A 24,163-nucleotide genomic window follows, 5' to 3' on the forward strand; every position below is an offset into this window, starting at 1 on the left:
GGCCCACCTCACACACTTCCAATGCCGGGCTGCTCGCTACAGAAAGGCACGGCGAACCACAAGCCGGAGCCTGCTCGCTCGCTGGGATTCACCTGTCCTCCAGGGGCCAACAAGCGACGGAGCATCCCACCCTCGGCCCTTTGTGCTCGCCAGCCCTGGTACGGTCCGCGCCCCATGGACCGCCCCCTACACGCCGTCCGCACACGGCTGGACGATTTCCTCGCCGAGCTGGCCACCCTTCAGTACCGGCATGGTGCCGGCCTCGCGCGAGAGCTTCCCATCGCGAGCCTCCACGCCTCCTTCCCGGAGCTGTCCGCCCCGGACACCTTCGTCGCCGCCAGCGAGGCGCTCGCCAAGGCCCGAGCCAAGAACGACGTCCTCGCCGCCCGCCGCATCCAACTCGTGCGCGAGCTGGTGGCCACCCAGGTGGAAGAGGCCCTCGCCGCCCGTGCCGCCCAGGCCATGGCCACCGTGGAAGCCAACGCGGTGCTCAACGTCGACGACGAGTCCTTCAACTTCACCGGGGCCATGGGGCGACTCCCCCACGAACCGAATCGTGCCCGCCGCGCCGGCCTGGAGCGCGCCGTCGGCAACTACCTCTGGGAACACCGAAGCCCCTATGGCGACCGCCGCGAAGCCGCCCTGCTCACCGCCGAGCGACTGGGCGCCCAGGACTATCCGTCCCTGCGCGAGGACGTCACCGGCATCGCCTACGCGAAGCTCGCCGAGGCCGCCGAGCAGACGCTGAAGCGCACCGAGGACGCCTACCGCGACGTGTTCGCCTACGTGCTCAGGAAGACGGACCCGCAACTGCGGCCCCTGCCTGGTGGTGATGCGCGTCGGCATGACGTCCAGGCCGCGCTTCAGGCGCCATGGCTGGACGAGCACTTCCGCCGCGAGGATGCGTGGCCCGCGGTGCGCCAGTGGATGGGCGAGTGGGGCTTCACGCCCAACGCCGGAGGCCGCATCCACCTGGACGAGGAGGACCGCCCTGGCAAGTCACCCCGCCCCTTCGTCGTCACCATCCGCGTGCCGGACGACATCCGGCTGGTGCTCCAGCCGCGCGGCGGACTCGATGCCGTGGGCAGCCTGCTCCACGAGCTGGGCCACGCCCACCACCGCGCGCATGTCGCGGAGGACCTGCCCATGGAGCTGCGCCGCCTGGGCGACGCGGCCGTGACGGAAGCGCACGCCGCCGTCTTCGAGCGACTGCTGCTGTCCTCCGATTGGCTCAAGCGCTACCTGGGCCTCGCCACGATGCTCGCGCGCGACACCGCGCGGATGGCCGCATTCCAGTCGCTCAGCGTGCTGCGCCGCCACTGCGCGAAGCTGTCCTACGAGCTGTCGCTCTGCAGGAAGGGCCCGTCCACCGAGCGCGCCGACGAGTACGCCGACGGCCAGCGCCGCGCCCTCTTCGCGGAGCCACATCCCGGGTTCTACCTGTACGACGTGGACCCCCAGCTCTACGTGGCGCACTACCTGCGAGCCTGGGCCCTGGAGGCCCGACTCACCACGCGCCTCACCGAGCGCTTCAACGAGGACTTCTGGAGGAACCCGAACGCCGCCACCTGGCTGAAGGGGCTGTACGCTCGGGGTGGAACGGATGACGCGGAAGGACTGGCCACGGAGGTGTCGGGCACGCCGCTGGCATTGCCCGAGGCGGGGGAGCGCCTCGTGGCCATCCTCAACCGGTAGTGGTGGCTGCGCGAGCGACTACTTCTTCTTGCGCAGCGCCCGGACGATCTTGTCCTTCGTCGGGTTGGCGGCCGTCTCGCGAGCACGGGGTGCTTCGGGCGCCGCCGCCTTGGTGGCCGGCGTCTTGGCCGCGGCGCGCGCGCGCATGGCCTTCATCAACTGCATCTCGATGACGAGCAGCTCGTCGCCCAGCTCTTCGTTGTCACCGGCAGCGCGCGGAAGCGGGGCTCGCGTGCTGGAAGCGCCGGCGCCATGCCGCATGCGCAGCGCCTTCTCCTCCTCGGCCGTGAGCGTGCGCGTCTTCTCCAGCGCCGCCTTGACCTCCTTGGCCGTCACCGTGCTACTCCCGACCTTGCGCTCCATCTCCGCTCCCTTGTTGTGCAGTCCGCTGAACATCCGAGCATGTCGGACGCGTCCGAGCCGCAACCGTCGGGGATTGTAGAGGACGCAAGAGTTGGCGCAAATTTTCTTCCAACAGGTCGCTCCCGCCCTGTAGCGCCAGAGGGTGCCTACAGGTGCATTCCCAGTCCCAGGAACGCGGTGGAGAGCGCCTGGCGCCGCCCGGAAAAGGGAGACCCGCTGGCGGAGAAGTTCTGGTAGCGGGCCTGGGCGGACAGGAAAAGCCGGCGTCCCAGCTCCACGTCCATTCCCCCGCACAGCTCCGGCCCCAATTGGAGAACACGCGGCGGCTCCTCCCCTTCCCGGCCGTGGGACACCAGGAGGCTCACCCCCAGCCCCAGGTACGGGCGGACCCGGCGTGCTTCGGGAATCGTGATTCGCAGGGACATGGGGGTCGCCTCGGTGAGCCGGCGGTTGGAGGCCACGTGTCCGCCCACCTCCAGGAGGGACTGCTCCCGGCGATAGCTCCAGGCCAGCCCGGCGCTGTAGCCCACCTCCCGCCGCCCGTCCGGGTCCTTCAGGACGAACGCCCCCACCGGGAACACGGTGACGCCCAGACTGCGAGAAGGAGGCTCCGCCCTCGCGAGCGGCGTGACGAGCCCGCACAGGCACAGGAGCAGGAGGCGGAGACAGCGCATGGGCCCGGGGAGAGCAAGGCACACGCCACCCGGAAACCCGCGTGAATCCAGGGGCTTGAGAGGCGCGTTGGCGCCCCTGCCACGGGTGTCCGGGCGATGGGGTCAGGGCAGGCGGCCTGGCTCGGACGACCCGCGCGCCTGGCTCCCATGACTCGCTTGTCCGGCTCGAAGGAGGCCTCCTCGGGAGGAGGCCCACTCGTTCAACGGACGACGCCTCCGGGGCCGCTCCGGGAGGACGCCCACCCAGGCGACCCGCCCGCTCGACGAACGACTCCGGCACGGCGGCATCAGTAGGACGCCCACCGGGCGCCCCACCCGCTCGACGAACTACTCCGGCGCGGCCTCGTCCTCGGGCTCGGGCGGCGCCTCACCCGGCGTCGTGCTCTTGGCACCCTCGGGCTTCGCGCGCTCGATGCCGAAGCGGTCCAGCGCGTCGGCGATGCCCTGGGGCTTGTCCGCGTCGGGGAGGAACTCCTCGGGCGGCGCAAGCCTCGGGTCCTTGCCCAGCTCCGACAGGGACGCCTCCAAGGTCAGCCGCAACTCCGCCGCCTCGGGCGTCTTCTCCGACGGCACCCCGACGCGCCCATCCAGCCGGGCCTTGAGGACCACGGAGGTGGCCGCGTCCACCAGCACCTCGCCATCCAGCGAGCGCGGCAGCCGGTGGGCGAAGAAGTTCGCGCGCCGACGCGTCGTCTCGTCCGAGCCCCCCTTGGACTGGAACAGCGCCGGCAGCGGTCGGGACGCATCGCCCTCCGTGGCCGGGGCCAGCGTCACCACGTAGCGCCACGCCGTGCGCCCTTCATAGGTGACGGTGCCCTGCGGGGCGAGCTTGAGCCGCCCCTGGAAGAGGATGTCGAAGTCGCGGATGGCGCCGGTCAGCTCCGTGCGGGTGCGCTCGGCCATGCCGCGGTCGCGAAGGCGCTGACGGAACGGGCCATACCGGTTGCGGGCGAACACCTGTCCCCCCACTCGCATGACCTCCAGGCCCTGGTCCCTCGAGTTCTCCAGCACGCCGTGGAAGTCGCCGCTGACACCCCCGGGCCCCGCGCGGAACGTGCGCGTCTCGGTGAGCTTCACGGGGTTGGACTCGGCGGAGGTCCACTCGTAGCCGAGGGTGGCCTGGTAGCGGTGGGGACCCAGCCGCTCGGTGATTTCGGCGGCGTCCATGCCGAGGATTCGGCGGGCCACCTGAGGGTTTTCCGCGACATCCTCCGGCGGGAGCTTCTGCTGGGCGGAGGCGACCACCTTGGGAGGGTCCTCCGGCGAGAAGATGCGCGCCTTGGCCGCCTTGTCGACCGGGTCCGAGCAACTGGCGGCGGCCAGCGCCAAGGCGAGGGTGACGGCGGACTTCTTCAGACGGCTCACGACTCCTCCGGAGGGGGTACCACGGGGGCGGCAAGTTACGTGGCGCATACAAGAGCGGCAAGCAGCGGCTTGCGTGCGGCCGTGCAAGGGATAGAACGCCCTTCTCATGCAGAACCTGCGCGACAAGTTGTTGAAGGCGGGCCTCGTCACCGAGGAACAGTCCAAGAAGGCTGATGCGGCAACCAGCCAGACGGAAGCCCGGAGGCCCCAGCCCCAGGAGGGCGGACGTCCAGGCGGCAACCGTCCTCCGCCCCGGCGTGACGAGAACCGGACATCCGGTGGCCCGTCACCCCGGAGCGAGGACCGTGGCCCCGGCCCCCGAGAGGGTGGCGGACGTCCCGGTGGTGGCCGCCCTGGTGGTGGCGGTGCGCCCCGTCATGGTGGCTCGTTCCGGCCCGGTGGCGGTGGCGGAGGTGGAGCGCCCCAGCACGGGCGTCCCGCCGCCGTGGCCGAGAAGCCCATTCCCAAGCTGCCCCCCATGCCCGGCTCCAAGGCCTACCAGCGCGCCGAATCCAAGCGCCAGGTGGAGCTGGACAAGGCGCTGCGCGAGCTCGTGCTGGGCTCGCAGGTGCCGCTGGAGCCCGGGGAGACGGCGTTCTACTTCATGACCCGCAAGGGCAAGCTGCGGCGGATGGAGTTGACGCCGGAGCAGGCCAAGCGGCTGGAGGACGGCGAGCTCGGCGTGGTGGAGCGTCCGGACCCGGCGCAAATCGAGCACTCGCTGGTGCCCGCCGCGGCGGCCGAGCAGATGTTCGCGCTCTCGAAGAAGGCGGTGCGCTTCTTCAACCGGAAGGACAACCCCGTCGGCTTCATGAACGACGAGGAGCTCAAGGCGCAGCAGGCGGCGGAAGCCGCTGGCACCGCGCCGGAGCTGTCCGACGAGGCCTCGGCGGAAGGCACGGAGACCGCCTCGGAGGAAGGCGCCGAAACGTCCGCTCCGACCGAAGCCGAGGCGACGACGGCCGAAGAAGCCCCGAAGGCCGAGGGCGGCGAGAGCCAGGGCTGACCTCGGCTTCGCCTGTGATGGCCCTCCCCTCTCCCGCTCGACTGGGATGAGGGGAGGCATCACGCGGGCGTCAGTCGAAGGCGTCGATTCCGGTGATGGCCTTGCCGAGCACCAGCGTGTGCACCTCGTGGGTGCCCTCGTAGGTGAAGACCGATTCGAGATTCAGCATGTGGCGCACTGGTGGGTACGCATCGGTGATGCCATTGGCGCCGTAGATGCTCCGCGCCACGCGGGCGATGTCGAGCGCGCTCTTCACGTTGTTGCGCTTGGCCAGGCTCACCATGACGGGCGTCACCTTGCCCTCGTCCTTGAGCCGCGCCACGCGCAGGCCCACGAGCTGCGCCTTGACGATGTCCTGGAGCATGTCCGCCAGCTTCTCCTGCGTGAGCTGGTAGCCGGCCACGGGCTTGCCGTTGAACGACGCGCGGGACAGGGAGTACTCGCGAGCGCCCTCGAAGCAGGCGATGGCCGCGCCGGTGACAGCGAAGGCGATGCCCAACCGCGCGTTGTTGAGACAGGACAAGGGGCCTCGCAGGCCCACCACGCCGGGCAGCACGTTGCGCGCGGGCACCCGCACGTCCTGGAAGGACAGCTCGCTGGTGATGGACGCGCGCAGGGAGAACTTGCCGGGGATGTCCCGCGCGGTGAAGCCGGGCATGCCCTTCTCCACCAGGAAGCCTCGGACGGACTCGGGGCCGCCGTCGTCCGTCTTCGCCCACACCACCGCGACGTCGGCGATGGCGCCGTTGGTAATCCACGTCTTGGTGCCGTTGAGTACGTAGTCGTCGCCGTCCTTGCGCGCGCGGGTGCGCATGCCTCCAGGGTTGGAGCCGAAATCCGGCTCGGTGAGGCCGAAGCACCCGATGACGCGCCCTTTGGCCATGCCCGGCAGGAAGCGCTCCTTCTGCTCATCGCTGCCATACGCATGGATGGGAAACATGCAGAGCGAGCCCTGCACGGAGGCGAAGGAGCGCAGCCCCGAGTCTCCCCGCTCCAGCTCCTGGAGGATGAGGCCGTAGCTGACGGTGTTCATCCCCGCGCAGCCGTAGCCCTGGAGGTTGGCTCCCAGCACGCCCATCTCCGCGAGCTGGGGGACCAGGTGGAATGGGAAGGTGCCATCGCGAAAGTGCCCGCCGATGATGGGCAGCACTTCGCGGTCCACGAAGGCGGCCACCGTGTCGCGAGCGGCCTTCTCCTCGGGGGACAGCAGGTCGTCCAGCCGGAACAAGTCAGTGATGTCCGCGCGTGCCATGGCGCCGTCCTAACGCCCGCCTCCAGGAGCGTCAAACGCCCCCGCAACCGCGCCTGCCTCCGGGGGGTTAACATGGGGTGTCGGCGGCAAGGGCCGGAGGTGGAGCACGATGGTGCACGCATTCATGGCGCTGTTCCCCTTCGTCCTGGGCGTGTCGGGGACGCTGAAGGTGTCGATGGTGGGCCTGGGATGGTGGGCGGCCGGGCTCCAGGCCGGGGCGCGGCGGCGCGTCTACCGCAAGCCGCTGGCGCCGGGACAACTTCGCAGCGAGGCGTGGGCGGCGGTGCGGGTGTTGGTCTTCGACGCGGTGCTCGTCGCCGCGTTCCGCGTCGTGTACCAGTCGCGACTGGCACCCTTCAGCGTGGGCGCCACGGTGGCGACCTTCGCCTTTCTCTTCGTGGGCTTCGAGGTGTGGTTCTACGCCACGCACCGCCTGCTGCACACCCGCGTGCTCTACCGGTTCCACGCGCAGCACCATGTGGCGCAGGTGACGAATCCGCTGACCTCGCTGTCCTTCTCGCTGGTGGAGCGCGTGGTGCTGCTGGCGGGCAACTTCGGCCTTGTCATCCTGGCGCTGGAGGTGATGCCCGTCACCCAGGCGGGGGTGATGCTCTACATCCTCGCCAACTACGTGCTCAACGTGGTGGGCCATGGGAACACCGAGTGGCTGCCGGAGCGCTTCGTGTCCACGTGGCTCGGGCGACAGGTCCTCACGCCCACCTTCCACGCCATGCACCACGCCCGGCACCAGGGCCACTACGGCCTGTACACCACGGTGCTGGACCGGTGGCTGGGCACGGCGTTCGACGACTATCCCCAGGTGCATGCCCGCGCGCGGGCTGGCGAGGGGCTGGAGCGCGTGGGGGAGCGGCTGCGGCCCCAGGCGCCCGTCGCGGTGCTCGCCCCCACCGCGTGAGTCGTGTCGTCGGGCGTGCCCGTGCCGGCCTGGGGCGCTAGGCTGCCGCGCATGACGACGATCCAGAAGACCGTGGTGGTGACGGGCGCGAGCCGAGGCATTGGCCGCGCCGTGGCGTTGACCTTCGCGCGTGAGGGCTATCGCGTCTGGGCTTTGGCCCGCGCCGCGGATGCGCTCGCGGTGCTCGTGAAGGAGGGCGGAGACAGCATCCGGCCCCTCGTCGTGGACGTGGCGGACGAGGCCGCGCTGGTCGCGGCGACGAAGACGATTCTCGCGGAAGGGGCCCCGGGCGTGCTCGTGAACAACGCGGGCATCACCGTGTCCGCACCGCTGACGAAGACGAGCACCGCGGACCTGGCGCGGGTGATGGCCATCAACGTGACGGCCCCCTTCCTGCTTTGCCGCGAGCTGATGCCCGCCATGGCGCAGGCCGGAGGTGGCCGGGTCATCAACATCGGCTCCATGGCCGCCGTGCGCGGGATGAAATACACGTCCGCCTACTGCGCCTCCAAGCACGCGCTGCTGGGCCTGACGCGCGCGCTGGCTGTGGAGTACGCGAAGAAGCAGGTGACGGTGAACGCGGTGAACCCGGGCTGGGTGGAGACGGACATGTTCTCCAACGCGACGGCGGCGATTTCACACACGACGGGTCGCACCGGAGAGCAGGCGCGCGAGGCCCTGGCATCGATGAACGCCATGGGCCGCATCGTCCAGCCGGAGGAGGTGGCGGCGCTGTGCCTCTTCCTCGCGTCGGACGCGGCGGGCGCCATCACGGGTGCCGCTCACGCCATCGACGGTGGTGAGCTGGGCTGAAGCGCGCCTCGACGGACGTGAAACCTCAGAGCTGGTAGCGGCCGACGATGGCGCTCAGCTCGCCCGAAGCGGCGGAGAGCTGGATGGCGGCCTGTTCACTGGCCGCCATGCGGTCGACAATCTGGTCCGCCACGTCCGCCATGGAGCTGAGCGCGGCGAACAGCTCCGCGATGCCCGCGTCCTGCTGGCGCACGGCATCGGAGATGCTCCGCACCGTCTGGCCGTTGCTCTGGATGATGCCGGCCAGCGAGCGCAGGCTCTCACCCGCCGCCTGCACCTGCTCCAGCCCTCCCTCCACTTCGCGCGCCCCACCCTCACTGATGCGCACGGCTTCGGAGATGGCCCGGCCGATGTCGCCCAGGATGCCCTGCACGCGCGTCGTCGCTCCCGCGGACTGGTCCGCCAGTGAGCGCATCTGCCGCGCCACCACGGAGAAGGCCCGCCCCTGGTCGCCACTGCGCGCCGCCTCGATGGAGGCGTTCAACGCCAGCACGTTGGACTGGTCCGCCAGGTCCTTCACCGTGCGGGTGATGTCGCCCACCAGTCGCGTGCGCTGATGCAACACGGTGATGGTGCGGCCAATCTGCTCGACGTGCGAGCGGATGTGCGTGAGTCCCCCCACGCTGCCAGACACCGCCGCCTCGCCGGCCTGACCGAAGCCGCTCGCCTTCTCCGCCTCGCGCTGGATGGTCTCCACGCGCCTGGCCGCCGCCCGGGAGGACTCCTGGAGCTGCTGCGCCGCCATCTGCGTCTCGTGCAGCGCCACCGCCTGCTGGGACACCGCCTCGTTCTGTATCGACGCGGAATCAGTGAGCTGCGCGGCGGCGGACTCGAGCTGCTCGGCCGAGCCCTTCAGCGCCATCAGCAGCGAACGCAGCTGCACCATCATCTCCGCGAACGACGCGGCCAGCCGGCCAATCTCGTCTCGCGAGTGAACCTCCAGCGTGCCCCGGAAGTCGCCCTCCGCCACCACCCGCGCCGCCGCCGCCGTCAGCTCCCGCAGGGGGCTCGTCATCCGTCGCACGAGCAGGAAAATCACACCGCCCGCCGCCAGCGCAGTGAACAGCCCCAACCCGACGATGAGCAGCACCGCCGTGCCGAAACGCGACGCCTCCGTCTTCTCGTCCCGCGCGAGCACCAGCTCCAACCCCTGCCCCACCGGCAGGCGCGCCACGCGGAACGACGAGTCCTCCACGTCCACGCGCCCCTCTTCCACGTCCGCGTCCACCGCCGCCAGCAAGGCCTCCGGGGCCACGACGTCCACGGACCGGGCCACCAACCTCGGGCCCACGCGCAGCAGCAGCTCCACGCCCCGCTGATTCCTCAAGTCCTTCAGCGGCGCATCGTCGAACCGACTCCCCAACACCAGGTGCCCCACCGCGCGTCCGTCCACCTCCACCGGCCGGGACACCGTCCAGTAGGCCGCCTCGCCCACGAAGAGCACCCCAGGCGCACCGCTCCGCACCAGTTGCGCGAGCGCGGGCAGCGGCTCCCGGTACGAACCCGCGAGCAGCCCGCCCTCCGGCGTGGTGATGAGCAACAGCTCCACCGACACCAGGGCCTTCTGCTCCTCGGAGAACGTCTGGAGCGCCTTCGCGTCCACCGTCGCACCGGAGAGCAGCGCGCGAAGCTGGGTATTCGCCGCGGCGCTGCGCAGCAGGACCTTCAGTGTCCGAGCCTCCTGGGCCACCAACCGGCTCCAGGCGGACTCGTCATGGGTAAGCGCCTGGGCCAGCTCCGTGTCCATCCGGGAGCGCAGCACGACGCCCGTGAACGTCACGCAGAGCGCGGTGAGGGCCAGGATGACCAGGGTGATGGCGATGGTCAGACGAGCGGCGAGGCTGTGCGTCATGCGCTGCGGTGTCGGACGTGAGGGGAAATGACCAGGGTGGGGGAACCCCAGAAGCCACACCCTACCCCAAGCTTCCAGGCTTGAGCAGTAAGGCGTGGATGACCCGGCGCCCTCCGGCTGACCCTCCCACCTCCACTGACCTGCGCCTCAAGCGTCGGCGACGCGCAACACCACGGCGGTGATGTTGTCCTTGCCTCCCGCCTCGAAGGCATCCGCCACCAGCGCGTCGCAGACCTCACGCGCGGAGGACAGCGACAGGCGCCGCGCCAGCCCGTCCATCCCCAGCGGCTCGTAGAGGCCGTCCGAACACAACAGGAAGACGTCCCCAGGCTCCGCGTGAAGTCGCTGCAGCGTGGGCTCCGCGTTGTCCGTCCCGAGCGCGCGGGTGATGAGGTGCCGCCAGTTGGAGGCGCCCCCCGGAGGCTCCATGCCCACGTCCTTCAGCTCCTCGATGAACGAGTGGTCCCGGGTCAGCGACTCCAACCTGCCGCCCCGCAGCCGGTACAGCCGGCTGTCCCCCACGTGGGCCACCGCCGCGCCCTCCTGCCCCAACGCCAGCGCCACCACCGTGGAGGCCATCTCGCTCAGCCGGCCCACGCGCTGGGCCTGGAGGTTTCGCTGGGCCAGCTGCGAGCACGCCGCCAGCAGGTTCTCCTCGCGCGTGCGGCGGGGGTCGGCGACTTCCGGCCACACCGCCTCCCGCTCGCGCTCCCACCGATGCCCCAGGCCCGCGAAGGTGTCCACGACACAGCGGCTCGCCACCTCGCCGCCCTCCTGCCCACCCAGCCCATCCGCGACCACGTACAGCCCCAGCTCCGGCAGGACACAGTAGGAGTCCTCGTTGTGGGGCCGGCGACCGATATGGGTCTGTCCCGCGCTTTCGATACGCAGCATGACACCGCCTCCTCGAGCCTCTCCCCAGCAAGCGGGAGGCCAGCGCCCATCCCCAGGCGAGCGCCCACTACGGATACCTCTCTTTTTGCGGTGTCTGGAGCGTGAGTGCCAGCCGACCTCGGCGCCCGCCCCGCACTCGTTCGGTGGCGGACGTTGCAAGCGCCCTGCATCCGGAAACGTTGGCCAGTGGGAGGGGTGGCGACCCCACAGGTGATGGGTGCGGACTCCCCTCTTTCAGGGTGGGTGGGGACCCCACGCGGGGCCCCTGGCAACTTTCACCCGGGGACGACGACAATGACGATGATGTCCGACGTGTGCGCCCCGGGAGGTGTCCGATGACTTCCATCCGCCGTTTGTCCTCGAGCATCCTGTCCTCGCTGCGACGCACCTCGCTCGACGTGGACACCAGCGTGTCCCCGCTCACCCAGAGCGAGTCCCTGGACCCCGTGTCGAAGATCCGCCGGGGCTACTCCGACGAGAGCGACTTCCAGGCGGACGGCGCGGATGGCGCCGATGCCCTCTTGTCTTCGTTCGACCCGGACGAGGCGGAGGAAACCGGCTCGGCGCGCAACCTGGATCATGCGTCGCTGCGCGTGTTCTCCGGCGAGAGTTCGTTCGAGCCCGCCGCGCCCCGCTACGCGCAGGTGCTCGGCTCCCAGCTGCCTTCCGCGCTGGGTGCGCCGCGTGACACGGGCGGCGCAGTGGGGCGGGCGTCGAGGCGCGGGGGCGCGGACGCGCCGGATGCTTCCGACATCCTCTCGCCCGACGAGGCGGCGTGGGAGCTCCACAACCTGGACACCTCCTCGCCCAGCGTGGATGCGCCGGAGGATCTGCTGTTCATGATGGACCCTCCTGGCTCCTCTGGGCGGGCGGACCCCATGCTGGACCTGAACCTGGACCTGGACTCGTTCGAGGACAGCCCCTCGGCCATCGGCGGCGTGATGCCGGGTGGAAGCGCCGTGGAGGGCCTGGCCGCGGCGCGGTATGCGTCCGGGGAGTTGATGGGGGCGTCCGTGCGGCCCGCGGGACCGGAGGAGTTCCTCGCGGACCTGAGCGACCTGGGCGACCTGGTTCCGGAGGAAGAGTTTGGCCCGGCGGACGCGGCCCTCGCGGGCGTGCTCGGCTCGCTCGCGGCCAACCCCGTCGCGGCCAGCGTCCCCGTGGTCTCCGCGCTCGGAGCGCAGGGTGTGGACGTGGTGGCGGACGCCGTGGAGCTCCAGCCCGACGCACAACCGGCGGAGCCGGCCTCGGTGCTCGGGCAGTTCCTCACGGAGCAGAGCGCGACGGTCGGCGACAGCTTCGAGGAGTCGGTGGCGGTCGCCCCGTCCAACACGGAGCAGGCCTCGGCTCCGGGTGAGACCTTCGCGGAGCAGGCCGCGCCGCAGGCGCAACTGCTGGCGGAGCAGCGGGGCGCGACGTCCATCGAGCCCGAGGTCTCCGCTGTCTCCACGGAGCCCACGCCGGTGGACTCTCACGAGCCGGGCGTCGCCTGAAGCGCGAGCCGTGCCGCTCCACGACGCCCCAACGGGCGTCACCGTCACGTCGGAGGACCCACCCGCGACTCAGGGACGCTTTTCCTCGCCGAGCGTCGCGTCGAGTTGCCGCTGCGCCTCCTCGACGTCGCGGATGAATTCGTTCCGGTTGCGACTGCGCTCCTCGCTCTGCCACTCATCGGGCGAGAAGGACGTCGCCGGATATTCCTTCGTGGTGTGGACATAGCCACGCATCGTGGTCATCAGCTCGCGGTCCGGGTCCCCTGACTCCTTGAGCAGGAAGCCCTCCACGTCGCGCAGCTGCAGGGGGAAGGTCGGCGCCTCGTCGAGGACCAGCTTGCCGAAGACGGTGAGCTTCACCTCCTGCACCCCCTCCTTCAGCTCCTCGTTGAAGGAGACATGCGCGAAGGGCTCGCCGCTCTCGTTGTCGATGCGTCCGGCCACGACATATCGCCCCGCCTTGCGCACGTGGATGCCCAGGTAGAGCAGCAGCGAGCCGTCCGCCAGCGCCTCACGCACCCTGCCCGTGAAGGTCGCCGGCGGAGAAGGCGTGTACAGGATGTCCAGGAACGCCATGCCCTCGGCCTTGTCCGAGCGCACCCGCACGTCCACGCGCAGCGTGCCCGAGTACAGCGGGAAGCCCTGCTTCGACGGCTGGAACCGCCCCGTGAAGATGCCGTCCCCCGCGAGCGCGTCACCCGCGGCGCCATCGTCCGTGAAGGCCACGGGCACGGCGGGCACACCCCCCGCGCCTTGCACGTGTTCGGCCTCGTGCGCGGACGCGGACAACACCTGACAGGGCCTGGGCGCGCGCTGCGCGTCCTCACACGAGACGAAGAAGTGCACCGCCTCGTCGCTCACCACGAAGACCCGGTCCTGCTTCAACCGGAGCTGCACGTCCGCGTGCTCGCGACTCAACGGGCGCGTGCGCTCCGGCTCCGCGAGCACCACCTGGTCCGGATGCTCCCGGATGGAGCGGGACTGCGGCGGATAACGCGTCGCGGACACGTAGGACTCCAGCGTCTGCTTCGCCCGCTCCAGCCGAGCCGTCCACAGCTCCCGCCGCTCCAGGCGCTCGCGCTGCTCGGGGCTCAGCACGGAGACCCGCATGTCCTCCGTGCCCGGCGACGAGCGTCGCTCCAACGCCGCGCCGCGCCCGACGAACCCCGACTTCGGCGGGGCTTCTCCAGCCTCGCGATTCTGGCCCTCCGCCAGGACAGGAGGCTCGCTCGGAGCCTCCTCCTCGCCAGCCTCCCGGCTCCAGCTCCACCACCCCAGCCCACCCACGGCCAGGGTCATCACCAGGAAGACCCACCCGAGACGGCGCGGGCGGGAGACAGGAGCAGGAGCAGGGCTGTTGGGCGTCATGGCTGCATCAGGGCGACAGACTCAGTACGCGTACTTCACCACGTCCTCGCGGACCTTGGCGACGATGCCACCCCAGTTGCCGTTGGCGTAGTGGTTGAACGACTCGCCGTCATCGCGCAGGGACACGGTGTGGAAGCTCCACTTCGCGCGGCCGTCGCTCGTGTTCGCGGTGCCGGTGTTCAGCGTGCCGCCACAGAACCAGTCGCCCGGGTTGCACTGCGAGCTGCCGGAGCTGCCCGACACGCCGCCCGTGGAGTGGTACGACACCGCCTCGTCGTCCTGCCCGGGGAGGATGCCCGAGTAGAGCGTGCCCTTCGCACCAGCGAACATGTAGAACCAGACGCTGCGCGTGGTGTTGTGGTTGTACATGGCCCGCGACGTGGTGGTGACCAGGTCACTCACCAGCGGCTCGCTCACCGCCCACTCACCCACGTCCGCCAGCTCGCTGCCGCCGCCAGCGCCGGACGCCACGTTCACCCACTTGATGTTCCAGCCCGTCTGCGTGCTGCCATCCGTGTTGCCACACACGCCGCTCGCGTTGGGCGTCGCGTTCTTCTTGCTCCGCGCCGAGCCGCCATACAGCGACAGCGCATAGCCAATCTGGAGATTGCCCGCGCTGTGCGAGGCGATGTAGCACCAGTTGTTCCCCGTGCAGTAACAGTCCAGCGCGTCACGCACGCGCGCGTTCTGCCCGCCGATGCGCTCCTTGCCGTTCCAATTCACGGCCTTCTTGTTCACGCCCGCCGCGGTACCCGCAGGGCCCCAGTAGCTGAAGTCGCCGTAGTTCCCGGCCTGCGTACCGCCGCCGTTCCGACCGTGAATCCACAGCGTGTAATTGGTGGCGGCAGCCTGCGTGCCAACCAACAGCGTGGCCGCGGCAATCGCCGTACCCATCAGCTTCTTCATCGTGAACGCCTCCGCTCGGGAGTAGGGGGAACAGCTCTCGCCAGGTGGGGGACCCGACGGGGAAGCGCTCACTCTAGAGTCTCAGGGTGTAAAAGGTCGAGAACACGGAAACCAGGAAGCTGACGCAAAACCTGACGCAATGCGTCGCCCTCTGGCGTAAGGCGTCAGCCACTCTGACCCATCGCGTCATCGCCTCACCGGGTGTCGGTGACGAAGCGCTCCAGGCGTGTCAGGGCTTCCGGCAGGCTGGTGCGACCCAACCCCAGACGGAAGTGATTGCCGGGGAAGTCGTAGACGTCACCGGGTAGCAACAGCACGCCTTCTCGTTGCACGAGCGCATCGGTGAACCGGGCCACGTGTTGCTCTCGCAGCAGGCGCGGAAAGGCCACGCTTCCGGCGCGCGGACGCACCCAGTGGAAGGTGTCCGCGTGGCGCGCGAAGAACGCGTCCAGCAGGGCCAGGTTGGAGGCGAGCAACGCGCGGCTTCGCGCCAGCACCCGCTCCTTCGAGCGCAGGGCGATGAGGGCGAGCACCTCGCTGGGGGCGCTGTTGCAGATGGTGGTGTAGTCCTTGTACGCCATGCACCGGCGCAGCACGTCCTCGTCGCGACAGACAAGCCACCCCACGCGCAGCCCCGCCAGCCCGAACGCCTTGGACATGACGCCCAGGCTGAAGGCGCGCGGCGACAGCTCGACGGCGGCGGGCAGCAGGTCCTTCGGGTCATGCTCCAGCAGCCGGTACACCTCGTCGGACAAGAGGTAGATGCCGCGCTCGTCGCACAACGCGCACAGCGCCTGGAAGGTCTTCCGGTCCGGCAGCGCGCCCGTCGGATTGTGAGGGAAGTTCACCACGACGATTCGCGTCTGGGGCTTGAGCGCGCGGCGCAGGGCGTCCACATCCAGCGCCCAGCCGTCCTCCTCGCGCAGCGGCAGCAGCGTCACGTCCGCGCCGGTGGCGCGCGCCACTTCGTGCAGGGACTGGTAGCCGGGCCAGGTGACGACGGCGTGGTCTCCCGGGCCCAGCAGCACGTTCATCAGGATGAAGACAGCCTCCTGGGCGCCGGCGAAGGTCAGCACCTGTTCGGGCGCCACGCCCTGGTAGAGCGCGGCGATTTCCAGCCGCAGCGCGGGCAGGCCCGGGGCCTCGGTGTAGCCGAGCGTCAGCTCCTCCCAGCGGGCCAGGGCGTCCGGCTCGGCGAGCGCCAGCAGCTCCCGCATCTTCCAGCCCTCGATGTCCGAGGAGCACAGGGTGTAGGGCGCGGCGAACTCCCAGCGCGCGAAGTACCGCTCCAGCTTGAAGTCGGGGATGCGCATGAAGCGACTGTCTGCCCTCTTGGCCGCCGTCCGTCCAGCGCCACCCGCCTCGCGCGCCCTCCTCCGGCCAGGCAGTCGACACCCCGGTGCAAGCCCTGGAGGACTCCCCTGGATGCATAGCTTGAGGGGCGACCTTCAGACGCAGGCCCTATCGCGGGAGCCCGAATGCCCACGCCAACGCACGACATCCCCCTCACGCTGCTGGACCCGGATGGAGGGTGGATCAACGCCCCCGTCCATGTCTCGGAGCTCGACGAACTGCCCGTGCTCCTCCACTTCTTCTCCATGGCCTCGGACGCCCACGCCAATGACTTCGCGGCGCTCAAGCGCTTCCTCGCGGAGTTCGGTCCTCGGGGCCTCAAGGTCATCGGCGTGGACGTCACCCACTCCGCCAGGGAGCTGCGCGACACCAACGCGGTGGAGGCGTTCGCGCGCGAGCACGGGCTCGTCTATCCCATCGCCGTGGATGACGGCTCCATGGCCCAGGCGTACGGCGTGAAGCAGACCCCCGCGTGGCTCGTCTTCGACGCGGACCGCCGGCTCCGCCACCACTTCGCCGGCAAGGACGCGGTACGCCAGGTGCGCCCGGTGCTGGACCGCTTCACCCAGTACGACACCTCGGCCGGCGCTCCCGCGCCCTGAGGCCTTCCGGAGGGCTCCCACATGGCTGACTGGCGCAAGGACAGGCAGGCCCCCCGCTTCACCCCGGGCACGCTGGCGGCGGCGGGTATCGGCGCGGCGCTCGGCCTGCGCAAGGCGCTGCTGCGCATCCGCTACTCGTTCAACGGGCGCACGGTGCTCATCACCGGCGGCTCGCGAGGCCTGGGGCTGGTGCTCGCGCGCAGGCTGGTGAAGGCAGGGGCGCGCGTGGCCCTGTGCGGCAGGGATGAGGCGGCGCTGGAGCGGGCGCGGGAGGAGCTGGAGCGCGGCGGCGCGCAGGTGCTCGCCCTGCCCTGTGACGTGAGGGACCCGGTGCAGGTGGAGGCCACGGTGAGCGCGGTGCACGAGCGCTGGGGCGCGGTGGACGTGCTCATCAACAACGCGGGCGTCATCCAGGTGGGGCCGCTGGAGTCCATGACGGTGGAGGACTTCCAGGACGCCATGGACACGCACCTGTGGGGCGCGCTGTACACGACGCTGGCGGTGCTGCCGGAGATGAAGCAGCGAGGCGAGGGGCGCATCGTCAACATCGCCTCCGTGGGCGGCAGACTCAGCGTCCCGCACCTCATGCCCTACTCGGCGAGCAAGTTCGCGCTGGTGGGCCTGTCGGACGGCCTGCGCGCGGAGCTGCGTCAGGACGGCATCTTCGTCACCACCGTGTGCCCGGGACTGATGCGCACGGGCAGCCCGCGCAACGCGCGCTTCAAGGGCCAGAACGAGGCGGAGTACGCGTGGTTCGCCGTGGGCGACTCGCTGCCCGGGCTGTCGGTGAGCGCCGAGCGCGCCGCGCGCCTGATTCTGGACGCCTGCCGCCGGGGCGACGCGGAGCTGCTGGTGGGCCTGGCCGCGAAGCTGGGCGCGGTGGGCCGGGTGCTCGCGCCCGAATTGACCGCGGCGCTCCTGGCCTGGACCAACCGGCGGCTGCCCCAGAGCAGCGGCCAGGACTCGCACACCGGCGCGGACAGCGAGACGCCCCTCACCCGCTCCTGGCTCACGGAGCTGTCACGCCGCGCGGCGGAGCGGAACAACGAGATGGACGTCCCGCTCCACTAGGCGGGCACCTCAGTCCTGCGCCATCTCCATGGCCCAGTGGCCCCGGTGCTCGTACGCCAGGGCCAGCTGCTCGCGCAGGGCGGCAATCATCTTCGTGTTGCCCTCCTGCTCGTAGCCCTTGAGCGCCTCCTCGCAGCGCGGCACCCGCGAGAGGAACTCCTTGAGCGCGTCCACCGTCAGCGCCTTCACGTACATCCCGTACCCCAGCTTCTCCAGATACAGGGCGTTGATGATCTGCTCGAACTGGCCCTCCAGCGGGATGCTGAGCATGGGCTTCTTCAAGTAGACGGCCTCGCTCATCAGCGTGAAGCCGCCGCTGGCCACCACGCCGCGCGACGTGCGCAAGTCGTCGATGAAGCCCTTCTCGCTGAACGGCCGGTACGTGAGGTTGCCGTCCACCAGGTCCTCGCTGATATCCCGACGCAGGCCGTACACCCGGCAGGGGATGCCCGCGGCCTTGAGGATGTCCGGCAGCGCCGTGTTCGTCGTGGACGTCTGGTACACCAGCAGGTGCTCTCCCGGCTCCGACTTCGCCTCGATGATTTCCGGGCGCAGAATCGACGGGGCCAGCGTGGTGCGCCGCTTGCGCAAGGGCGGATAGAAGAACGTGGTGACGAGGTAGTGGAAGGCGCCCGGCAGCTTCGCCTTCACGATGGCGCGCGACGTCTCGTAGCTGTCCTCATATCCGGCCAGGAGCGCGGGCTCGTGCTGGCAGCGGTTGATGACCTGCATGTTGTCCACGCTGATGACGGGCAACCGGTGCGTCTTCGCGAACAGGTAGCTGAACGTCTCGAAGTCGCTGACGACGACGTCCGGCTTGAAGTCGTCCACCAGCTCGAAGTACTGGCGCACGTTCTGCGGGAAGCCCTTCACCGCGCCCGTCAGGTTCTGCAACACCGTCTGCCACTTCTTCACGGAGTTGCCTTCGTACGCCAGCGTCAGGCCCCAGATGCCGTGCACGTTCTGGAAGCGCTTGGCCAGGTAGTCCTGGGCCCGGCCTGAGACGACGATGTGGACCTCGTGCTCCTTCGTGAGCGCCTCGAGCAGCACCCGGGAGCGCGTCGCATGGCCCATGCCTTCGCCGACGACACCGTAGAGGATTCGCATGCGCGGAAGCATACGCGCCCCCGCCCGCCCCCGTTGAGCCCGCCCTGCCCCCGCGGCTATAGCTACCCACCCACCATGCCCTCCTCCCCACCTCCGCCCCCGAAGCCCTCCCTCCCGCGCGCCGCCGCGCTGGGACTCGCGGGCGGCATGTTCCTGGGAGGACTCGGGCTGCTCGCCGCCGGAGTGAAGGGGGTCTTCGGCACCCTGGACTGCACCCAGCTGTCCGGCCCCGAGTGCGAGCTGCTCCAGCAGGCCGCCCATGAGATGGGCCGCTTCCAGACCCGCTTTGGCGGCGCGCTGGTGGCCCTGGCCGCCGCCCTCTTCGTCCTGCTGCGTCGGCGCCCGCCCACCCCTCCCGACGCGCCCTGAAGCCCTCGGACGGCCACTCGGCGCGAGGCCCTCTTCCGTCCTCCGCCGGGCAACCGGCCTGGCCGAGGGGTTAGAGCATTTGGCGGCGTGACGTAGGCTGACTAATTAATAGTGGCCTGGCCATTAGGTTTGGGAGTAGGGAGCGGCCCATGCAGCTCGAGTCCCTGAAAATGTTCTGTGACGTGGTGGAGACGGGTTCCTTTTCGCGAGCGGCCCAGCTCAACCACGTGACGCAGTCGGCGGTCAGTCAGCAGATTCGCGCGTTGGAGAACCGCTACGAGCAGAAGCTCCTGTCGCGCAGTGCCCGGCAGGTGACGCCGACGCCCGCGGGCGAGCGGCTGTTTCGTGGGTGCAAGGAAATCCTCGCGCGCTTCGCGGAGGTGGAGCAGGAGATTCGCGAGCAGGCCACGGAGGTGGCCGGCACCAGCACCGTGTCCACCATCTACTCGGTGGGCCTGCACGAGCTGAACGCCGTGCAGAAGCAGCTGCTCAAGGCGCACCCCAAGGTGAACATGCGCCTGAACTACCGGCGCAATGACCAAGTCTACGACGACGTGATTCTGGGCGCGGCGGAGATTGGCATCGTCGCCTATCCGCAGCCGCGCGCGGGCGTGGACATCCTCCCGTTCCGCGACGACAAGCTCGCCATCGTCTGCGCCCCCAACCACCCCTTCGCCTCCAAGCAGAAGGTGAGCCTCACCGCGCTGTCCGGCGTGCCCTTCATCGCGTTCGACCGCGAGGCGCCCACGCGCAAGGCGCTGGACAGGCTCTTCCGCGAGAAGAACATCGACATCAACCCGGTGATGGAGATGGACAACGTGGAGACCATCAAGCGGGCGGTGGAGATGGGCCTGGGCGTCGCCATCCTCCCCGTGTCCACCGCGCAGGGCGAGGTGAAGGGCGGCTCGCTGGTGGCCAAGCCCTTCGCGGAAGGCCCCGTGTCGCGCCCCATCGGCCTGCTCATCCGCAAGGGCAAGTACCTGGACCGCGCCTCGGCGGCGGTGTTGGAGGCGTTCAAGGCCGCCGCCAACCTGCCGGTCGCCGAGGACACGTAGTCGCTAGTACATCTTCCGGAGGCGCGCGGCGAAGAACCCGTCGAAGCCCTCCGGACCTGGCAGGGTCCTCAAGTACGCCTGGGTGAGCGGCAACTTGAGGCCCGGCAGCACGGGCGGCTCGGCCGTCCACTCCGGGTGGCTGCGCAGGAACATCTCCACCTGGTCCTGCCCCTCTTGCGGCTCCAGCGTGCACACCGCGTAGACGAGCAGTCCGCCGGCCGGCACCGCCTCCTGGCAGTTCTCCAGGATGCGCCGCTGGAGCGCCGCCAGTCGCGAGACGTCCTCCTCCTTGCGGCGGTAGCGCAGCTCCGGGTGTCTGCGCAGCGTGCCCAGCCCCGAGCACGGCGCATCCACCAACATCGCGTGGAACTCGCCCCAGGCTTCCGGGAAGGGCTCCGAGGCGTCGTGCGCGTAGGCCTTCAGGCGCGACGTCAGGCCCAGGCGCTTCACCTCCGACTCAATCTTGCGCAGCTTGTGGGCGTGCAGGTCCACGGCGACGACGTCGTGCGACTGCGCCTGGTGGCAGGACTTGCCGCCCGGGGCCGCGCACACGTCGAGCACGCGCGCGTTGTCGGGAATGGCGCCGTACACGCCGACGAGCTGGGCGGCCTCGTCCTGCACCTGCCACAACCCCTCCGAGTAGCCGTACACATCCTCGATGCGGCCCACCGGCGGCAGGATGATGCCCAGGGGTGAAATCGTCGCGGCCTTCGCTTCGACGCCCACTTCCTGCAACTGCGTGAGCAGCGCGTCGCGCGTCACCTTGGACGTGTTGGCGCGAATCACCACCGGCGGGGACTGGTTGTCCGCCACCAGCATGGACTCGGCGCGCTCGCGGCCGAACTGGCGCAGCCAGCGCTCCACCAGCCACTGGGGATGACTCTCACGCACCGACAGGTGGTGGGCGACGTCCGTGGGCGAGGGCAGCGGCGGCGCGGGCAGCTCCGCGAGCTTTCGGAGGATGGCGTTGGTGAAGCCGGCGGCGCGGGTGAGTCCCACTTCCTTCAGGGCCTGCACCGTCTCCGCCACGGCGGCGCGCGCGGGCACGCGGGTGTGGAATATCTGGTACGCGCCAATGCGAAGGGCCGCCAGCACGCGGTCCTCCATGGCTTCCAGCTTGCGGTCGGCGAAGCGGGTGATGGCGTAGTCCAGCGCGAGCTGCCGGCGCGTGGTGCCATACGCCAGCTCCGTGGCGAGCCCCGCGTCACGCGGGTCCTTGGGGGGTGACTCCGACAACATCGTGTCGAGCACCACATTGAGATAGGCGTCCGTTGCTCGGACGCGCGCCAACACGAGGATGGCGAGTGCGCGGGGATTCATCCTTCGTCGAGCCGAGTCATCAAGTCCACGAGCTGCTCATCCGAGAGCTTCGTCGAGGGGAGGTGGGACAGCGTGAGGCGCTGGAGACTGTCTTCCAGCAAGTCCCTCTGGCCATGCTCGGCGGGCGAGCCGCCTTGGATGGCCTCGTATCGTGAGCGCGCCCAGGTGGACAGCTCGGAGGCGGTGAGCTTTCCGGCGAGCCGGTCCGAAATCTTCTGGCGCACCAGCACCCGCGTGAGCAGGTCCGTCGTCGACGCCACCGACTTCGACCCGCGGCCCAGCGTCTTGCCGGATTTGGAGGACTCCGCGACGTCGGACTTCGCGGCGGACGGCTTGCGTCCAATCGACTTGCCAGAACCGGAAGCACCCTGCCCCGACGGAAGCGCCAGCGGCTTCGCGGGGACTCGCACGAGCGCGGCCCCCGTCGTCTCCGAGGCACCCTTGCGGCCCATCGACTTGCCTGCACCGGAGGAGGCGGACTTCGCCGCCGCCGGGCTTTCGCCCTCCTGCTTGCGGCCCAGGGACTTCTTCGGCTCCGGCTTGCCAGGGGTGAAGACGCCGCTGGCGAAGGTGTCCAGCGCTTCCAGGTAGGGCTCGAAGCCACCGCCGGCGCCGTGCACCTGGAGGACACATGCCTCCCCGACGACGGACTCGCGGGCGGGGGGACGCAGCAGCACCTCGATGGCGGGCAGGCCCACCGCCTCCAGCCCTTCCTTGAGGGCGTACGAGCCGAAGAGGCTCGCGGGGTTGATGAGGATGCCCTCCACCGCCTCGCGCTCGGCGGCGAGCGTGTCCAGCAGCACGCCCTCGTGGTTGGACTGGACGATTTTCAGCGTCAGTCCCAGTTCCCTGGCCCGCGCGCGCAGCGCGGTATCCAGGTCCGACAGCCCGCGCGTGCCATCGCGCACACCCAGCAGGTTCAGGTTCGGCCCATGCAACACCAGCAGTCTCATGCCCATCCGCCTGTACTCGAAAAAGCGCGTCCCGTCCGCGACATATCCCCTAGGTGCCGAACGGCTGGCTGCCCACGGCCAGCTTGTGGCCCATGAGGAACTCCGCCGCCTTCATCACCCGCTTGCCCTCCGGCTGGATGTCCAGCAGCACGAGCGAGCCCTCGCCGCACGCCACCTCCAGCCCCTCCGGCCCCGCCGCCAGCACCGTGCCCGGCGCGCCCTGCCCCTCCGCCACGCGCACGCGGTGAATCTTCACCAGCTTGCCGCCCAGCGTGGTGAACGCCCCCGGCCACGGCGTGAAGGCGCGCAACCGCCGCTCCAGCGCGATGGCGGGACGGTTGAAGTCCAGCTTCCCCTCGTCCTTCTCGATGATGGGCGCCAGCACCATGCCCTCCGAGGGCTGGGGCACGGGCTTCAGCTCACCGCTCAGGTACGCCGGCAGCGACTCGCGCAGCAGCGCTCCCCCGAGCGCCGCGAGCTTCGGGTACATGGTCGCGCTCGTGTCCTCCGGGCCAATGGGCAGCCGCTTCAGCGCGAGCATGGGGCCGGTGTCCAGGCCCTCGTCCATCACCATCAGCGTGACGCCCGTCTCGGTGTCGCCGTAGGCAATCGACCACTGAATCGGCGCGGCGCCCCGGAAGCGCGGCAGCAGCGAGCCGTGCACGTTGACGCAGCCCATCCTGGGCAGGTCGAGGATGTCCTTCGGGAGGATGCGACCGTAGGCCGTCACCACGCACACGTCGGCCTCGAAGCGGCGCAGCTCCTCGGCGAACGGGGGCGTGCGCAGCTTGACGGGCTGGAACACGGGCACACCTCGCGCCAGCGCCAGCTCCTTCACGGGCGGCGCCGTCAGCGTGTTGCCCCGGCCCTTGGGCTTGTCCGGCTGGGTGACGACAGCGACGACTTCGCCCAGGTCGAAGCAGGCTTCGAGCGAGGACACGGCGAAGTCGGGCGTGCCCATGAAGATGATGCGGGGTCGGCTCATGGTGTTGCGGTTCTCCTGCGGCGACGCTTCAAGCCACGGACTTGAAGGTGCCCCCGGTGGGATTGTCCACTGCTTGACGTTTGCGCGTGTGCAGCTGGTTCAGCGTCTCCAGCGCCTCGCGGGCCTCGGGGGTGGTGGCCACGGGCTTGAGCGCGGCCAGCGCCACCTCCAGGGCATGCGCCTCGTCGGCCTCGCGCTGGCGGATGCGGTCCACCGCCTCGCTGAACCGGTCGAAGAAGCGCTTCAGCTCATCCTTCTTCCGCAGCGGGCGCAGCCGGGGGTAGCGCCCGGCGGCCAGGGCCGCGACATAGAGACTCATCACATGCACGGGGCCGGCGACCCGGTGGGTGAACAGCAGACCGAACAGGCCCAGCAGCACGCCGAGCCCCGCGGAGCCCAACGCGGTGAGCCATAGAAGCGACGGCCCGCCGTCCACTCCCGCGCTCACGGAGGACACGTGGAGCCGGTAGGCCAGCGCTCCGAACACCCCCAGGCTGCCCGCGCCCATGCCGGCCAGTAGAAGGATGTACTTGAGCTGGAACTCCCGGTCGAGCAGGTACGTCCGGCGGGTGTAGCCCGGGCGCGACGCGTTGTGAATGTCGTCGGACATGTCGTTGACCAGCGTACCCCAGGTGCCGCGGCTGATTTGCTTCCTTCGTGACAGGAGGTTTACGACGGCGGACAGGACAACCCCGCAGACGTCCAGGAGCCTGCATGAGCCGCCCCATCGCAGCGTGGTGTGTTGCCGCAG

23 protein-coding genes are annotated in these 24,163 nt (G+C 70.0%); 9 read left to right on the plus strand and 14 right to left on the minus strand.

Annotated features, from left to right (window positions below; translation table 11 throughout):
- The first annotated feature begins 174 nt into the window (after positions 1–174).
- Positions 175–1,695 (plus strand): peptidase M3, encoded by a 1,521-nt coding sequence (locus HUA76_RS31450; protein ID WP_174462906.1) that lies wholly within the window; start codon positions 175–177, stop codon positions 1,693–1,695.
- 18 nt (positions 1,696–1,713) lie between these two features.
- On the opposite strand, the gene HUA76_RS31455 is transcribed toward HUA76_RS31450, so the two are convergent.
- From HUA76_RS31455 to HUA76_RS31465, 3 genes are all read right to left on the minus strand, one after another.
- On the minus strand, positions 1,714–2,058 hold the full coding sequence (locus HUA76_RS31455) for a hypothetical protein (RefSeq protein ID WP_141646503.1): 345 nt from the start codon (positions 2,056–2,058) through the stop codon (positions 1,714–1,716).
- Between the two features lie 146 nt (positions 2,059–2,204).
- Positions 2,205–2,732: a hypothetical protein gene (locus HUA76_RS31460; protein WP_141646490.1), complete on the minus strand. Its 528-nt coding sequence runs from the start codon at positions 2,730–2,732 to the stop codon at positions 2,205–2,207.
- A 327-nt stretch (positions 2,733–3,059) separates the two neighbouring features.
- Positions 3,060–4,097, minus strand: a complete 1,038-nt coding sequence (locus HUA76_RS31465) for a hypothetical protein (RefSeq protein WP_141646491.1) — start codon at positions 4,095–4,097, stop codon at positions 3,060–3,062.
- A 106-nt stretch (positions 4,098–4,203) separates the two neighbouring features.
- Between HUA76_RS31465 and HUA76_RS31470 the strand changes: the two genes are divergently transcribed.
- Positions 4,204–5,103, plus strand: a complete 900-nt coding sequence (locus tag HUA76_RS31470; protein WP_174462907.1) for a DUF2058 family protein — start codon at positions 4,204–4,206, stop codon at positions 5,101–5,103.
- Positions 5,104–5,173: 70 nt separating this feature from the next.
- Here HUA76_RS31470 and HUA76_RS31475 read toward each other — a convergent pair whose 3' ends face one another.
- Positions 5,174–6,355 carry an acyl-CoA dehydrogenase family protein gene (locus tag HUA76_RS31475; protein ID WP_174462908.1) on the minus strand — a complete coding sequence of 394 codons (1,182 nt, stop codon included), beginning with the start codon at positions 6,353–6,355 and terminating at the stop codon, positions 5,174–5,176.
- A 109-nt stretch (positions 6,356–6,464) separates the two neighbouring features.
- Here HUA76_RS31475 and HUA76_RS31480 point away from each other — a divergent pair, with 109 nt between their 5' ends.
- Positions 6,465–7,271 (plus strand): sterol desaturase family protein, encoded by an 807-nt coding sequence (locus HUA76_RS31480; protein ID WP_174462909.1) that lies wholly within the window; start codon positions 6,465–6,467, stop codon positions 7,269–7,271.
- A 51-nt stretch (positions 7,272–7,322) separates the two neighbouring features.
- Entirely contained in the window at positions 7,323–8,084 is a 762-nt protein-coding gene (locus HUA76_RS31485) for an SDR family NAD(P)-dependent oxidoreductase (RefSeq protein WP_141646495.1), read from the plus strand.
- A 25-nt stretch (positions 8,085–8,109) separates the two neighbouring features.
- Here HUA76_RS31485 and HUA76_RS31490 read toward each other — a convergent pair whose 3' ends face one another.
- The gene (locus tag HUA76_RS31490; RefSeq protein WP_174462910.1) at positions 8,110–9,936 is read right to left on the minus strand and encodes a methyl-accepting chemotaxis protein; all 1,827 of its coding nucleotides are present in this window, start codon (positions 9,934–9,936) and stop codon (positions 8,110–8,112) included.
- A gap of 147 nt (positions 9,937–10,083) precedes the next feature.
- Positions 10,084–10,830 carry a PP2C family serine/threonine-protein phosphatase gene (locus tag HUA76_RS31495; protein WP_174454792.1) on the minus strand — a complete coding sequence of 249 codons (747 nt, stop codon included), beginning with the start codon at positions 10,828–10,830 and terminating at the stop codon, positions 10,084–10,086.
- Positions 10,831–11,165: 335 nt separating this feature from the next.
- Between HUA76_RS31495 and HUA76_RS31500 the strand changes: the two genes are divergently transcribed.
- Entirely contained in the window at positions 11,166–12,323 is a 1,158-nt protein-coding gene (locus HUA76_RS31500) for a hypothetical protein (protein ID WP_174462911.1), read from the plus strand.
- 69 nt (positions 12,324–12,392) lie between these two features.
- Here the strand turns inward: HUA76_RS31500 and HUA76_RS31505 are convergent, their stop codons facing one another.
- From HUA76_RS31505 to HUA76_RS31515, 3 genes are all read right to left on the minus strand, one after another.
- Positions 12,393–13,691, minus strand: a complete 1,299-nt coding sequence (locus HUA76_RS31505) for a choice-of-anchor X domain-containing protein (RefSeq protein ID WP_174454790.1) — start codon at positions 13,689–13,691, stop codon at positions 12,393–12,395.
- 21 nt (positions 13,692–13,712) lie between these two features.
- A complete protein-coding gene (locus HUA76_RS31510; protein WP_174454789.1) occupies positions 13,713–14,597 on the minus strand; it encodes a hypothetical protein in 885 nt (294 codons plus the stop codon).
- A gap of 194 nt (positions 14,598–14,791) precedes the next feature.
- Positions 14,792–15,910 (minus strand): aminotransferase class I/II-fold pyridoxal phosphate-dependent enzyme, encoded by a 1,119-nt coding sequence (locus tag HUA76_RS31515; protein ID WP_174462912.1) that lies wholly within the window; start codon positions 15,908–15,910, stop codon positions 14,792–14,794.
- A 165-nt stretch (positions 15,911–16,075) separates the two neighbouring features.
- On the opposite strand from HUA76_RS31515, the gene HUA76_RS31520 reads away from it, so the two are divergent.
- Positions 16,076–16,552: a peroxiredoxin gene (locus tag HUA76_RS31520; RefSeq protein WP_141646500.1), complete on the plus strand. Its 477-nt coding sequence runs from the start codon at positions 16,076–16,078 to the stop codon at positions 16,550–16,552.
- 21 nt (positions 16,553–16,573) lie between these two features.
- Complete coding sequence (locus HUA76_RS31525) at positions 16,574–17,623, plus strand: SDR family oxidoreductase (protein ID WP_174462913.1); 1,050 nt, start codon at positions 16,574–16,576, stop codon at positions 17,621–17,623.
- Between the two features lie 9 nt (positions 17,624–17,632).
- Here the strand turns inward: HUA76_RS31525 and HUA76_RS31530 are convergent, their stop codons facing one another.
- Complete coding sequence (locus HUA76_RS31530) at positions 17,633–18,730, minus strand: MJ1255/VC2487 family glycosyltransferase (RefSeq protein WP_254614604.1); 1,098 nt, start codon at positions 18,728–18,730, stop codon at positions 17,633–17,635.
- 75 nt (positions 18,731–18,805) lie between these two features.
- Between HUA76_RS31530 and HUA76_RS31535 the strand changes: the two genes are divergently transcribed.
- Together HUA76_RS31535 and HUA76_RS31540 are read left to right on the plus strand one after the other, a co-directional pair.
- Positions 18,806–19,099, plus strand: a complete 294-nt coding sequence (locus HUA76_RS31535) for a hypothetical protein (RefSeq protein ID WP_174454785.1) — start codon at positions 18,806–18,808, stop codon at positions 19,097–19,099.
- A 149-nt stretch (positions 19,100–19,248) separates the two neighbouring features.
- On the plus strand, positions 19,249–20,154 hold the full coding sequence (locus tag HUA76_RS31540) for a LysR family transcriptional regulator (protein WP_141648466.1): 906 nt from the start codon (positions 19,249–19,251) through the stop codon (positions 20,152–20,154).
- A gap of 3 nt (positions 20,155–20,157) precedes the next feature.
- On the opposite strand, the gene rsmB is transcribed toward HUA76_RS31540, so the two are convergent.
- The 4 genes from rsmB to HUA76_RS31560 are packed head-to-tail and all read right to left on the minus strand — an operon-like array spanning position 20,158 to position 24,022.
- Positions 20,158–21,474 (minus strand): 16S rRNA (cytosine(967)-C(5))-methyltransferase RsmB, encoded by a 1,317-nt coding sequence (gene rsmB / locus HUA76_RS31545; protein WP_174462915.1) that lies wholly within the window; start codon positions 21,472–21,474, stop codon positions 20,158–20,160.
- Complete coding sequence (locus HUA76_RS31550) at positions 21,471–22,433, minus strand: type II 3-dehydroquinate dehydratase (RefSeq protein WP_254614605.1); 963 nt, start codon at positions 22,431–22,433, stop codon at positions 21,471–21,473. The genes rsmB and HUA76_RS31550 overlap by 4 nt, the downstream gene beginning before the upstream one ends.
- Positions 22,434–22,476: 43 nt before the next feature.
- The gene (gene fmt, locus HUA76_RS31555; protein ID WP_174462916.1) at positions 22,477–23,412 is read right to left on the minus strand and encodes a methionyl-tRNA formyltransferase; all 936 of its coding nucleotides are present in this window, start codon (positions 23,410–23,412) and stop codon (positions 22,477–22,479) included.
- Between the two features lie 28 nt (positions 23,413–23,440).
- Positions 23,441–24,022 carry a signal protein gene (locus HUA76_RS31560; RefSeq protein ID WP_141648463.1) on the minus strand — a complete coding sequence of 194 codons (582 nt, stop codon included), beginning with the start codon at positions 24,020–24,022 and terminating at the stop codon, positions 23,441–23,443.
- Positions 24,023–24,163: the final 141 nt, after the last annotated feature.

Origin of the sequence: Myxococcus sp. CA056, assembly GCF_013336715.1 — a bacterium.
Classification (GTDB): domain Bacteria; phylum Myxococcota; class Myxococcia; order Myxococcales; family Myxococcaceae; genus Myxococcus; species Myxococcus llanfairpwllgwyngyllgogerychwyrndrobwllllantysiliogogogochensis.

What these genes read in the sequence shown, in the direction of transcription:
- HUA76_RS31450 (WP_174462906.1), top strand. Translation starts at nt 175, where the DNA reads ATGGACCGCCCCCTACACGCCGTCCGCACACGGCTGGACGATTTCCTC.
- HUA76_RS31455 (WP_141646503.1), bottom strand. Translation starts at nt 2,058, where the DNA reads ATGGAGCGCAAGGTCGGGAGTAGCACGGTGACGGCCAAGGAGGTCAAG.
- HUA76_RS31460 (WP_141646490.1), bottom strand. Translation starts at nt 2,732, where the DNA reads ATGCGCTGTCTCCGCCTCCTGCTCCTGTGCCTGTGCGGGCTCGTCACG.
- HUA76_RS31470 (WP_174462907.1), top strand. Translation starts at nt 4,204, where the DNA reads ATGCAGAACCTGCGCGACAAGTTGTTGAAGGCGGGCCTCGTCACCGAG.
- HUA76_RS31475 (WP_174462908.1), bottom strand. Translation starts at nt 6,355, where the DNA reads ATGGCACGCGCGGACATCACTGACTTGTTCCGGCTGGACGACCTGCTG.
- HUA76_RS31480 (WP_174462909.1), top strand. Translation starts at nt 6,465, where the DNA reads ATGGTGCACGCATTCATGGCGCTGTTCCCCTTCGTCCTGGGCGTGTCG.
- HUA76_RS31485 (WP_141646495.1), top strand. Translation starts at nt 7,323, where the DNA reads ATGACGACGATCCAGAAGACCGTGGTGGTGACGGGCGCGAGCCGAGGC.
- HUA76_RS31490 (WP_174462910.1), bottom strand. Translation starts at nt 9,936, where the DNA reads ATGACGCACAGCCTCGCCGCTCGTCTGACCATCGCCATCACCCTGGTC.
- HUA76_RS31495 (WP_174454792.1), bottom strand. Translation starts at nt 10,830, where the DNA reads ATGCTGCGTATCGAAAGCGCGGGACAGACCCATATCGGTCGCCGGCCC.
- HUA76_RS31500 (WP_174462911.1), top strand. Translation starts at nt 11,166, where the DNA reads ATGACTTCCATCCGCCGTTTGTCCTCGAGCATCCTGTCCTCGCTGCGA.
- HUA76_RS31505 (WP_174454790.1), bottom strand. Translation starts at nt 13,691, where the DNA reads ATGACGCCCAACAGCCCTGCTCCTGCTCCTGTCTCCCGCCCGCGCCGT.
- HUA76_RS31510 (WP_174454789.1), bottom strand. Translation starts at nt 14,597, where the DNA reads ATGAAGAAGCTGATGGGTACGGCGATTGCCGCGGCCACGCTGTTGGTT.
- HUA76_RS31515 (WP_174462912.1), bottom strand. Translation starts at nt 15,910, where the DNA reads ATGCGCATCCCCGACTTCAAGCTGGAGCGGTACTTCGCGCGCTGGGAG.
- HUA76_RS31520 (WP_141646500.1), top strand. Translation starts at nt 16,076, where the DNA reads ATGCCCACGCCAACGCACGACATCCCCCTCACGCTGCTGGACCCGGAT.
- HUA76_RS31525 (WP_174462913.1), top strand. Translation starts at nt 16,574, where the DNA reads ATGGCTGACTGGCGCAAGGACAGGCAGGCCCCCCGCTTCACCCCGGGC.
- HUA76_RS31530 (WP_254614604.1), bottom strand. Translation starts at nt 18,730, where the DNA reads ATGCGAATCCTCTACGGTGTCGTCGGCGAAGGCATGGGCCATGCGACG.
- HUA76_RS31535 (WP_174454785.1), top strand. Translation starts at nt 18,806, where the DNA reads ATGCCCTCCTCCCCACCTCCGCCCCCGAAGCCCTCCCTCCCGCGCGCC.
- HUA76_RS31540 (WP_141648466.1), top strand. Translation starts at nt 19,249, where the DNA reads ATGCAGCTCGAGTCCCTGAAAATGTTCTGTGACGTGGTGGAGACGGGT.
- rsmB (WP_174462915.1), bottom strand. Translation starts at nt 21,474, where the DNA reads ATGAATCCCCGCGCACTCGCCATCCTCGTGTTGGCGCGCGTCCGAGCA.
- HUA76_RS31550 (WP_254614605.1), bottom strand. Translation starts at nt 22,433, where the DNA reads ATGGGCATGAGACTGCTGGTGTTGCATGGGCCGAACCTGAACCTGCTG.
- fmt (WP_174462916.1), bottom strand. Translation starts at nt 23,412, where the DNA reads ATGAGCCGACCCCGCATCATCTTCATGGGCACGCCCGACTTCGCCGTG.
- HUA76_RS31560 (WP_141648463.1), bottom strand. Translation starts at nt 24,022, where the DNA reads ATGTCCGACGACATTCACAACGCGTCGCGCCCGGGCTACACCCGCCGG.